Genomic DNA, 12,476 nt, shown 5'->3' with positions numbered 1-12,476 from the left:
TTCTTACATATTATCTATTAATTATTCTTCCTATCGGATTCATAGTTTGGAGCTCCTCTTTAGGTTCACTTTATTTTGTTATTGCATTACTGGGGTATTGTCTCGTTTATAGAACTATTGTTGATGGAGAAAGACTTGTTCATTTGGGTTTGATAAAGCGATCAGAAATTTGGAAACTATTAATACCCTTTTATTCGATTAGATACTTTCAAGATATGTATTTTAAGAATAAATAATTTTCTTCTTTGTGTTGTTAAAAGAACTTCTTCAGATAAGGTTTTGGTTGTTTTTTGTTGTGCTTTCCGGTTTTTTAATTCTGGAAACTTACACTATCAACAATGTCTTTTTTTCAAAGACTATACTGTACAACAGTTTTGCAGACCAGATATCGATAGAAAGAATTCTTAATATTTACGAAGATCAAGAAAAGAAGCAACTTGTTGTACTAATTCTTCTCCCAGTATTTTTGCTAATAAAGATATTGTACAATGCTTTTGCGATAACCGTATATTCTTCATTGAATGGAAGATTCGATATTCGGGGCAATATAAATGTATGTTTGAAGGCTGAAATCATTTTTTGCGTAATGCTTTTAGTGAAAATGGTCGCATTTTCTTTTTTTATAGAAGTAAATAATTTAAACGATTTTAGCTCCATTCCCGGTGCACTAAGCGGTTTTTGGGGAACAAAAGATATAGAAGTGTGGGCAATGTACCCGCTTCAAACCATAAATATTTGGGAAGTCTTATTTTGTTATATTGGTACGCTCTTGTACGCCAATCAGTTTAATGTATCTAAAACTGTAGCATTTAAGCGTTTTTGTATTCCATATCTTATAGGGTTGCTAATTTGGATGTTAGTCATAGTGTTTTTAACATTGCAATTCTCTTAGAATGCGAATATTCGCTAAGTATTTTACAATTTTAGCACTACTGGGAATTGGTGGTTTTTTAGTGTATAGAATTGTGCATACACTGAATAAAAAAAGTCTTGTAAAGGAGCGAATAAGCACGCTACCACCTTTTAATTTTTACACCTTAAATAATACTCATTTTGGTAGTGATTCACTGATAAAGGACAAAAGCACAGTAATCATTTATTTCAATACGGGATGCGAACATTGCCAATACGAAACTAACCAAATTCTTAAAAACGCAGAAACATTACAAAAGAGCAATTTTTTATTGGTTTCCTCAGAATCGGAAAATCTACTTAGAAACTTTTACCGTCAATATAATCTTTCTGCTTTCCCGTTTGTTAGATTGCTTCGAGATGCCGATAATATCATGTATCAAATCTTTGGAGCAAAAAGCGTCCCCACAATTTTCATTTATGCTAAAAACGGCCATCTATTAAAAAAATATGATGGGGAAGTAAAAATAGAGGCGCTCATAGACGCCGTTAAATAAAAATGCGATCTACACAATTAAAGGCCGCTCAAATTTCATTAGTACATCAGCAAGATAAGACCGACTGCGGGATAGCTTGCTTGCTATCATTGATAAAGTACTATGATGGTTCAAATACTTTAGAAAACTTAAGAATTCTTAGCGGTACCAACTCGATCGGTACAACATTGCTTGGGCTGTATCAAGCTGCGAATAGCATCGGATTTACTGCCGAAGGTTGTGAATCTGATCTTGATTCTCTCATAAAGCATCCGAATCCTTGTATATTACATGTAACCGCTAGTGGCAATTCATATCATTATGTTGTGTGTTTCGGATATTTCCCCGTATCAAATAAAACCACTGCAAATGAAGCGACTCAGGCTTTTCTAATAGGAGATCCAGCAAAAGGTGTATCATACTACAGCAAAGAGGAGCTGGCCGATATTTGGCATACAAAAACTTGTCTAACTCTTTCCCCCAATGAGCACTTCATAAAAACATCTAACAAAAGACAGGCTAAAATAAGATGGATTAAGGACCTCATAAGAGAAGACACCCATTTATTAAGCATTGGTGCATGTTTAGGTATTTTTGTAGCTGGTCTAAGCCTGGCAATGGCAATTTTCTCTCAACGCTTGATTGATGATATTTTGCCAAATAAGAACTTGGTGAAATTGCTTGGGGGAATTATCCTCGTCTTTTTATTATTGCTAATTAAGGAAGGTTTGTCGATTTTAAGACAACATTTTTTAATACGGCAAGCTAAGTTGTTCAACATCCGCATAATTAGCTTCTTCTTTAATCATCTACTCTCGTTACCGAAGTCTTTTTTTGACACACACAAAATTGGGGATATGACTGCGAGATTAAATGACACGAGTCGCATTCAGCGTGCTATAAGTCAACTCGCAGGCAGTGTAGTGATTGATGTTTTAGCGGTTCTAATATCACTTATACTTGTTTTTGCTTATTCGCTGCCAGTTGGTTTTATATGTTTGCTAGTAATGCCCCTTTTTTACTTATTGATCTATAAAAACAATGCCTCAATTGTCAAAAGACAGAAAAATGTAATGGTGGGCTATGCCGCAGTCGAAGCCAATTATATATCGACGTTGCAAGGTATCGAGACTGTTAAAAATAATAATAGTCAAAATTTGTTTCAAGAAGCTAATCATAATATATATAAAAAGTTTCAAGAGGCTGTTTATAGCCTCAACAGCATACAAATCAAACTCTCGGCTATTGTTAGTACATTGGGCGTTCTATTTTTAATCGGTATTCTTTCATATTGTTGTTACGAGGTGCTAAATAACCAACTCCAAATTGGAGAGCTGATTGCGATTTTATCCATGTGCGGGACAATGCTACCCGCAGTAGCGAACCTTGCAATGATATCTATTCCTATTAATGAAGCAAAAATAGCGTTTGATCGAATGTTCGACTTTGCTTCCAGCAAGTCAGAAAAAGCAGAGAGTAACGAATTAATTTCTGCTTTTGAATGCTTATCGGCAAATAGGCTCTTTTTCCGTTTTGCCGGTCGCAAACCGTTATTAAAAGATATTTCTTTCACAATCAGAAAAGGTGAGATCGTTGCCTTAATGGGTGAGAATGGTTGCGGAAAAAGTACAATTGCTGAATTACTGCAGAAAAACTATACGGCAGAGAGCGGAGACATTTTTATTAATAAATCGTTGTTGTTACAGCATATTGATATTGCTGCATGGAGAAATCTTGTGAAAATTGTTCCGCAGGATATCCATATTTTTAACGCAACCGTTCTTGAAAACATAGCATTTGAAGACGCGACCCAAAAGACAAGTGAGGTTATTCAATTTTTAAAACAATATGGCTTTTCGCCTTATATTGACGCCATGCCACAATCGATAATGACAATTGTTGGTGAAGGAGGAATCAACCTTTCCGGCGGACAAAAGCAAATGATCGCGATAGCGAGGGCACTGTATAAAAAGCCACAGCTTTTGATCTTAGACGAGGCTACCGCAGCTATGGATAGAAATAGTGAGCAATTTGTTTTAGCTCTACTTTCGAAACTAAAGAAACAAATGGGTATTATTTTTATTACCCACCGACTGCACGTCCTAAAGTCACTGTGTGACAGAATTTATTTACTGGAAAACGGAACAATAACCACATCCGGCAGTCACTCCGATTTAATAAAAGGCCATAACCTGTATGGTAATTATTGGCAAGATATTCTTCATTAAGCAGTCAATGTTCTTAGTTTACGAGCGAGAATTGTTCGCTGGATATAATATTACAGGGTCCTATTGTTCTTTTCGGCTCGTATGTTTATAGAAGCCTCTCAAGCGTTAAATCATAAATGCCATACATCAACAACAATATATCCTCATCTTTCGCAAAACCTGGTTTCAGAAGCTGAGTATAAAGCTGTCGAGGCTACGTATTACTTGATTAGTGATAGGGTATTTTTCGCGTTTTGTTCATTTGAAGCTTTTATAGATTCATATAATTTAGCTCATTTTTGCATTAAAGAAAAGAAAGTGGTAATTTTGAACTTAGTAGAAATCAAAGCGTTCTTTGAGTCAAATAAATTGCAGTAGGGTATATAAATACTTCTGAAATCAAGCTAACCAATGTGTAATTCTGTTTATGGCAGATTCGTGGCAGTTTTGATTTTAAGTTTCTAAACCTATTAATAATCAGCTAATTGCAGTGACGGGTTCGAATCCCTCTCTCTCCGCTGAAAAGCGGAGACGTTTAAAAAAGTTGAAGCCTGCAGTTCGAAAGAATTGCAGGCTTTTGCTATTAACGACATCCACTATCCCATAAAATATGACAAGGCAAAACTTATTGACCTGATAAACGTCGCTTGTATTAGCTGTTATCCATACTAGGCCCTTATCGATCACCGCTGTTTCAACATTTTTTCTATCAGATCGGAGGAGGTATCAAAACGGAAATTTTTAAATTTTTGGTCTTTCGTATTAAAGCTTAGTGCTTTTACTCCCTTATTAGCAAACAAAACTTTGAACACGATTACTTTCTCGGGATCGGTTGTATCAACACCCAGGTATTCATATTTTTTTATTGCACCAAATTCATCATAAATAGATTTTTCCTCATCGGGTTTCAATGAGTTCCAAAAGCAATTTTCTTCCTCGTTTTTTGGGGGAGGAAATAGCGAACATATCTTATCAGAAGATCTGGCATTATAATAATTAACAAAGCGGGTCATAAAATTATAGTCCTGTTTAGTCTGGGCTGAAGCATAAATTGGAAATGCTACTAAAAAAATGACAATGTATTTCATATAGCTTTTCCATAAATATACTAAATAGCAATAATATAATAAATATTTTTTAGTTCACACTGATTTGTAAAATCGGGAAGCTCATCTTCTAAAATCAACTTTTATCTTTAGTGGCTTCCATTCAGTATTTGCCTCTTACAAATCGAAAATACTATTCGAAACGACTGGTTTTACGCTCGGGCACATTACGGGTTAAGGCAGCAATAATAAAACAGGCTTCCCCGATTCTAAAAAATGATGCATCCGCTATTCTAATAAACAATATTCCCATTGCTGACCAGCGATCGTACCGGTGATACCCTGGATACTGCTTCCGCCGAGCAGCCTGCATCGATCAATACAAAATCAGCTGCATCGCCGGTCTTAGGCCATTGCTGTACTCCTTTATCATCCAGGGGAAGTAAATCAGCAGTAGCCAGCTTCAAACTCCTCGACAATAAAAATTCAGTACTATAGCCATAAAGCTGAGCCATCAGGTTTGCTTTTTGCAACACGCTCCCGCTTCCAAAGGTGTTCCAATGATCTATAATGCTGTCGTTACCCGTCAGCACCCTTACATTATGTTTGTACAGAATAGGAATCGGCATTATCAAACTACCAAAAGGAATCGTGGACACAATGCCAATGCCGGCGGCGCCCAGTTGCCCAGCTATTTCTTCCTGCTTTGCCTTTTCCAGTTTTCCCAGTACAAAACAATGGCTGATAAACGTCTTTCCCTTTAAAACCGGGCTTTCGTTTACTTTCCTTATGAGATACTCAACCGTTTTAAGCCCCGATTCACCTGATTCATGCAAATGAATATCGATTCCTTTATTATGATCTAATGCCAGCTGAACGGTAAAGTCGATTGTTTTTTCTATTGCACCATCAATGGTATACGGATCCAGGCCTCCTATAAAATCAACACCCATTTGAGCCGCATCCTTTAGGAAACCTGCTGAATTGGTATAAAAAACGCCATGTTGCGGGAAGGCAACCAACTCGGCCCGAAAACCATCTTTTTTATCGGTCAGCGCCTTTTCAAGGTTCTTCAGAGACTGCAATTTTGAAGTTGGCTCAATATTGACATGACTCCTGGCAAAAGAAGTTCCTTTGGACTGCAATAGTTCGATCAGCTGCTCTGCACGATGTGTTGAGGTTTTGAGCATCTCCGGCAAAATCTGCTGTTCAAGCGCGATCATCCCTTTTACACCATCCGTTCGTCGCCTGGCAGCCTGCCACGGACCATCGTAAAAAGTTTTATCCAGGTGAATATGCATATCCTTAAATGCCGGAAGCATTAACAATCCCCTGGCATCAATTGCGCCAACATGGTTGGGTGCATTGGGAGAGATTTCTTTTATTTTACCACCGCTAATCGCTACCGAAAACAAACCGGTTTCAGTATGCACGACCTCGTTGTCTTCATATTCAAAACCGGTCTCCAACCGTACATTTTTTAATGTATACTCCTTTTCCATTAATTGGATCTCTTTCATTTTCTCCCTGCCGGAAGGCCCGTTACTATCGGGTAAGCGGGGTACTACCGCCATTCCGGCAAAACCTAAACCCGATTTTTTTAAAAACTCTTTACGTGATATTTCTGATTGCCTCATTTTAAAAAAGTTTACCGTAAAGCTAGTTACGGTTTCGCTTCAAATAGCCTGATACTTATTCCGGTCACTAAAAAAATAATATATATTGAAATATAACAACCCAACCTGTAAAAAGTAAACAACAGCCCCAATTAAAAATTAATATTACATTTTCAGGCTCAAAACAGGTAATCAGCTGCCATCACGCTACAGCTGTTGTACTTCCCGCTAATATCACCAGCCACAAACTTGTATATGAGTGTAAGTTTGGTTAATTTTGCCACTCAATTTCCACGAAGTTCAAATGCACTTATTATAATGATCCATTTCTTTCAGAATCCCAAACATATTGTATACGGCGTTCAAACACAAAATGAGCTAGCCCAGGAAGACATACAGAAGCTAAACTGGCTGTTCGGCAATGCCCAAAAACTAGGAGAAACTATTCTTAACCATTATTATGTGGGGCCACGTGCCGCGATGATCACCCCCTGGAGCACCAATGCTGTGGAAATCACGCAGAATATGGGTATTAAGGGTATCACCCGTATTGAAGAATTTCAGCCGGTACCAGCTGATTTCAATGCTTTTGACCCGATGATCTCCCAGAAATATGCATCCCTGACACAGGACATGTATACGATACAAATTGCGCCTGAACCCATACAGGAAATTGATGATATTGATGCTTATAATAAATCGGAAGGCCTGGCGCTCAGTGCTGAAGAGGTGGATTATCTCAATCGGCTTGCTGTTAAAATTGGCCGTAAACTCACCGATTCTGAAGTTTTTGCTTTCTCGCAGGCCAATTCGGAACATTGCCGCCACAAAATATTCAATGGAACGTTTGTGATTGATGGTGAAGAAATGCCTACATCCTTGTTTAAGCTGATCAAAAAGACTTCTGAAACTCATCCTAACGATATTGTATCTGCTTATAAAGACAATGTGGCTTTTGTAAAGGGCCCGAAAGTAACCCAGTTTGCGCCAAAGTCAGCTGACAAACCCGACTATTACGAAGAGAAAGAATTTGAATCGGTTTTATCATTAAAGGCTGAAACCCATAATTTCCCTACAACCGTTGAACCTTTCGCCGGAGCAGCAACCGGATCAGGCGGAGAAATACGTGATCGCCTGGCAGGCGGCCAGGGTGCTTTACCGTTAGCTGGTACGGCTATTTATATGACGGCTTACTCCCGTTTACAGGAAGACCGGCCCTGGGAAACAGCGATGGAAGAACGTCAATGGTTGTACCAAACGCCCATGGATATCCTGATCAAGGCTTCGAATGGCGCTTCTGATTTTGGTAATAAATTTGGCCAGCCCCTGATCACCGGATCGGTATTCACTTTTGAGCATGAACACTTCGATAAGCTCAGCGGGACAACCAGAAAGCTGGGCTACGATAAAGTGATCATGCAGGCTGGAGGTGTAGGCTATGGCAAACTGGAACAGGCTAAAAAATATACACCTAAGGAAGGTGACAAGATCGTTATCCTGGGTGGTGAAAACTACCGGATCGGTATGGGCGGCGCTGCAGTCTCATCGGCAGACACCGGTGCTTTTGGCTCCGGCATCGAATTAAACGCTATTCAACGTTCTAACCCCGAAATGCAGAAGCGTGCGGCTAATGCTATTCGTGGATTAGTAGAATCAGATCACAACCCTATCGTGTCTATTCACGATCATGGTGCAGGAGGGCATTTAAACTGCCTCTCTGAATTAGTAGAAGAAAAGGGCGGATTGATTGATCTGGATAAATTACCTGTTGGAGATCCTACACTTTCTGCAAAGGAAATCATTGGTAACGAATCCCAGGAAAGAATGGGGCTTGTAATTGGAGAAAAAGATATCGACATACTGCAAAAGGTAGCCGACCGCGAGCGTGCCCCTATGTATACCGTGGGCGATGTTACCGGAGACCATCGCTTCACCTTTCAATCTAAGTCCAAAGGTGAAAAACCAATGGATTATGCCCTGGAAGACTTCTTTGGTTCTTCTCCTAAAACCATCATGAAAGACAGTAAGATCAGTCATAATTACGACGAATTGTCCTATGATGTCAATAATGTACCGGCTTATTTAGAGCAGGTATTACAACTGGAAGCAGTAGCCAGTAAAGACTGGTTAACGAATAAAGTTGACCGTTGCGTGGGTGGCCGTGTAGCCAAACAGCAATGTGCCGGACCTTTACAGCTTACTTTAAACAATGTAGGTGTAATGGCGCTGGATTACAAATCTACCGAAGGTATTGCTACCACAGTTGGACATTCACCATTAACCGCCCTTGTAGACCCCGCCGCAGGCTCAAGAAATGCTATGGGTGAAGCGCTGTCTAATATTGTTTTTGCGCCTATCAAAAATGGATTGAAAGGCATTTCTCTTTCAGCTAACTGGATGTGGGCCTGTAATAATGAAGGTGAAGATGCCAGACTATACGAAGCCGTTAAAGCCTGCTCCGATTTTGCGATTGCATTAGGTATTAACATTCCCACCGGTAAAGATTCTTTATCGATGAAACAAAAGTACCCGGATGGTAGTGTAATTGCTCCCGGTACTGTCATTATTTCCGCTGCCGGCAACTGTACAGATATTAATAAAGTAGTAGAACCGGTACTTCAAAAGAATGCAGGTTCAGTTTATTATATCAATTTAACAAAAGATGTATTCCAGTTGGGCGGTTCGTCTTTTGCGCAGATCATTAATAAAATTGGTAATAAAGTAGCTTCCGTTAAAGATGCAGACTATTTCGCCCGGGCCTTTAATGCGATACAGGATGCTATTAATAATGGGCTGATAGCTGCCGGGCATGACGTGGGCTCGGGAGGTTTGATCACCACTTTACTGGAAATGTGTTTTGCAGACATCAACCTGGCTGCCAATTATGATTTAAGTAGATTGAACGAGGCTGACACAGTAAAAGCATTATTTAACGAAAATATTGCCGTAGTGCTGCAGGCTCAAAACGATGAGCGCCTGGAGACACTATTTGCTGCTGCAGGAATTGAAGTTGTTAAAATAGGAACGGTCCTTGAAGACACAACCGTTACTGTTAAAAACAATGCTGACAGCTTTAGTTTTGATGTAGCTGCTACGCGCGACACCTGGTATAAAACCTCATTCCTTTTAGACCAGAAACAATCTAAAAACGGAACCGCACAGGAACGCTACAACAACTATAAAAATCAGCCGCTGCAGTACCGGTTTCCTGCTCAGTTCAACGGGAAAAAACCGGTGATTGACGTTTCAAAACCTCGTCCCAAAGCCGCCATTCTCCGTGAAAAGGGTTCTAACTCGGAGCGCGAAATGGCCAACGCTATGTACCTGGCCGGATTTGATGTCAGAGACGTACACATGACGGATCTCATTACCGGGCGCGAAACCCTGGAAGATATACAATTCATCGGCGCTGTAGGCGGATTTTCCAACTCGGATGTTTTGGGCTCTGCAAAAGGATGGGCGGGCGCCTTCCTCTATAATGAGAAAGCAAAGACTGCATTAGATCAATTCTTTGCCCGTCCTGATACTTTATCTGTGGGTATTTGTAACGGCTGCCAATTATTCATGGAACTGGAACTGATCAACCCGGATCACACGGTACATGGCAAATTGCTGCATAATAATTCGGGCAAGCACGAATCAAACTTTGTTTCCGTAAAAGTGCAGGAAAACAAATCCGTTATGTTGAAATCCTTAGCCGGCACAACATTGGGCGTATGGATCTCTCATGGTGAGGGTAAATTTAACCTTCCGGAAGGAGAAGGTCAATACGATATTGTTGCCAAATATGCATACGACCAGTATCCCCATAATCCAAACGGTTCCGATTACAATACGGCCATGATGTGTGATGCAACCGGCAGACACCTGGTTACCATGCCGCATATCGAACGCTCTATATTCCAATGGAACTGGGCGCACTATCCTGCCGGCAGACAGGATGAGGTAAGTCCATGGATTGAAGCATTTGTGAATGCACGTCAATGGATTGAAGACCAGAAGCAATAAAATATTTACAATTGTTTTAAACCTCTTTCAAGAAATACTGAAGGAGGTTTTTTTGATGGCGTTTAGCCGATTCAACGCTTGCGGCTACAGCAATAGCTGTCTTGTAAAACAATCGTAAGTTTGTGGCAAATTTTTATCCATGAAACATTCTTATTATCTGATCCTGGGTTTAGCTTTTTTATGTAGTTCCTGTGGTAATACAAAAAAAGCAACAAAGTCCAATGAAACATCGTCCACCATGACAACAACTTCACTCACCGGCAAAAAGTGGAAGCTGATAGAATTAAACGGCCAACCCGTTGCAGATCGTGTGAATAACAAGGAACCATTTATTGAGTTCAATGATACAGATAAGCGATATACCGCTTCCGGCGGGTGTAACGGCCTGGGTGGCACCTATACGCTCACAGATAAAGGAGGGATTACATTTAGCCAGGGCATGTCAACCATGATGGCCTGCGAGGATATGGCCATAGAAAACCAATTAAAGGAAGTGTTCGGTAAAGCTGATAACTTTACGATCAATAACAATGTACTTTCTTTAAATAAAGCCAGGATGGCTACTTTGGCAAAGTTCCAGGCAACTGATAACGGCAATGCCACCAGCCAGCTGAACGGCACCTGGGAAGTGGATTATATTTCCGGGCCACGTATTGCTTTTGATGGTTTGTACCCTGATAAAAAGCCCACTATTACATTTAACCTTCCGGATAGTATAGCTACCGGCAACAGTAGTTGCAACAACTTCCGTTCTTCGGTTAAAATAGAAGGCAGCAATATAAAGTTTGGTATGCCTGCCAGCACACGGATGGCCTGCCCGGGAGCAGGAGAAAGTACGTTCTTCAAAACATTGGAAAGTATCAATAAATTCAGCGTTTCCGGGAATACCTTAAATCTCATCATGGGAGATATCGCGGTGATGCGGCTTCAAAGAAAATAGCTGGTGTCGAAAACAATCAAAAAGCCCATGGTTTTAAACCATGGGCTTTTTGATTGAACACATGTTCAATTTATTAACTACTTCCTTAACTTATACACTTCTGTTCCTGCCAGTAAAAAACAACCCAAACCATAATCTTCGAAATCAGGTGTGCTGGTGTATGTTACCGGCTGACCATCTTTAGGTTCTTTACCGGTGCCTTGCACATAACCTAAAAATCCATTTTTATGTACCGCATCTTTCACCATCGCATTCCAGGCTTTGGTAAGTGATGGCTGATAAATCTTTTTATCCAGTATACCCTTTCTTACGCCCCAGGCAAAGCCATAAGTAAAGCAGGCAGTACCGGTAATTTCTTTTCCGCCATAATGATTCGGATCATGCAGGCTGGCTGTCCATAAACCATCTGGTCGCTGTATTTTCACCAGGGCCGTACACATATCTTTAAAATCCTGCAGGTACTCTGCATAATGCGGATCAGATTTTGGCAGCTCTTCCATCGCACGCACTAAAGCCATTACTACCCATCCATTACCGCGGCTCCAATAGCAATCTTCGCCGTTAGGCTCTTTATAAGGCGGATCAAAATCCTTATCTCTCCACCACAAATGATCTTCCCGGTTGTAAAGTCCCTTATCACCATGATTATTTTTGGTGTAGGAGTACATCTCGTACATCTTCTCAAAGTATTTTGTATCGTTGTACAGGTTTCCTAATTTGGTAAATACCGGCATTCCCATTTGTATGGCATCAATCCAGCTCCAGTCATCATTTTTACCGCTGGCAATAACATTATCGATACTGGTTTTAATATCCTTGATACGCTCTTCCTTTTTATCAATCAAATAAAGATCAATGTAGGTCTGACCGCAGCAATGATTGTCTGCATTTTTGGTAGCAGTGCCTCCATTCAATCCCCATTTGTGCTTCTCTCCCCAGTCCACCGCGTAATCGTAGTATTTTTTTTGCGGGTCAATAGTATTCAACGCCAGCAAACCTTCATAATATACAGCCCTGGTCCATATATTACTGGGCCTTTCTTTATTGGTGATAATACTCTTTCCCGGATCGGGCCACTTATTCATGAAATACTGGTTCGTAAGTCGCAGTGTTTGAAGAATGTTTTTCTTCGACGGAAGTTTCTGCGCAAAAGCGGAACTACCCGCCACCATAATTGCTATATAAGCAAGGAAAATTTTAGATCTCATGGCAAATTTATTTGTACCGTTACAGGCTCAATATTAAAGCAAATTACAAAGGCAGGCATCCTG

8 protein-coding genes are annotated in these 12,476 nt (G+C 40.2%); 5 read left to right on the top strand and 3 right to left on the bottom strand.

Features of this window, described 5'->3' with window-relative positions:
• Positions 1–247 precede the first annotated feature (247 nt).
• Genes U0035_RS20745 through U0035_RS20735 form a run of 3 tightly spaced genes read left to right on the top strand, consistent with a single transcriptional unit; the run spans position 248 to position 3,616 of the window.
• Entirely contained in the window at positions 248–892 is a 645-nt protein-coding gene (locus U0035_RS20745; protein WP_162817856.1) for a hypothetical protein, read from the top strand.
• A gap of 1 nt (position 893) precedes the next feature.
• Entirely contained in the window at positions 894–1,409 is a 516-nt protein-coding gene (locus U0035_RS20740; protein WP_114790849.1) for a peroxiredoxin family protein, read from the top strand.
• A 2-nt stretch (positions 1,410–1,411) separates the two neighbouring features.
• Positions 1,412–3,616 (top strand): peptidase domain-containing ABC transporter, encoded by a 2,205-nt coding sequence (locus U0035_RS20735; protein WP_114790848.1) that lies wholly within the window; start codon positions 1,412–1,414, stop codon positions 3,614–3,616.
• Between the two features lie 662 nt (positions 3,617–4,278).
• Here the strand turns inward: U0035_RS20735 and U0035_RS20730 are convergent.
• Together U0035_RS20730 and U0035_RS20725 are read right to left on the bottom strand one after the other, a co-directional pair.
• Positions 4,279–4,608 carry a hypothetical protein gene (locus U0035_RS20730; RefSeq protein ID WP_162817855.1) on the bottom strand — a complete coding sequence of 110 codons (330 nt, stop codon included), beginning with the start codon at positions 4,606–4,608 and terminating at the stop codon, positions 4,279–4,281.
• 326 nt (positions 4,609–4,934) lie between these two features.
• On the bottom strand, positions 4,935–6,278 hold the full coding sequence (locus U0035_RS20725) for an amidohydrolase (RefSeq protein WP_114790844.1): 1,344 nt from the start codon (positions 6,276–6,278) through the stop codon (positions 4,935–4,937).
• A 297-nt stretch (positions 6,279–6,575) separates the two neighbouring features.
• Here U0035_RS20725 and purL point away from each other — a divergent pair, with 297 nt between their 5' ends.
• On the top strand, positions 6,576–10,265 hold the full coding sequence (gene purL, locus U0035_RS20720) for a phosphoribosylformylglycinamidine synthase (RefSeq protein WP_114790843.1): 3,690 nt from the start codon (positions 6,576–6,578) through the stop codon (positions 10,263–10,265).
• A gap of 139 nt (positions 10,266–10,404) precedes the next feature.
• Positions 10,405–11,205, top strand: coding sequence for an META domain-containing protein (locus tag U0035_RS20715; protein ID WP_114790842.1), 801 nt, complete (start codon positions 10,405–10,407; stop codon positions 11,203–11,205).
• 77 nt (positions 11,206–11,282) lie between these two features.
• Here U0035_RS20715 and U0035_RS20710 read toward each other — a convergent pair whose 3' ends face one another.
• Positions 11,283–12,413: a glycoside hydrolase family 88/105 protein gene (locus U0035_RS20710; RefSeq protein WP_114790841.1), complete on the bottom strand. Its 1,131-nt coding sequence runs from the start codon at positions 12,411–12,413 to the stop codon at positions 11,283–11,285.
• Positions 12,414–12,476 lie beyond the last annotated feature (63 nt).

The sequence above is a fragment of the Niabella yanshanensis genome, assembly GCF_034424215.1.
Lineage (GTDB): Bacteria > Bacteroidota > Bacteroidia > Chitinophagales > Chitinophagaceae > Niabella > Niabella yanshanensis.
Note: the sequence above shows the minus strand (reverse complement) of the source record. Positions and strands in the feature narration are given on the sequence as shown.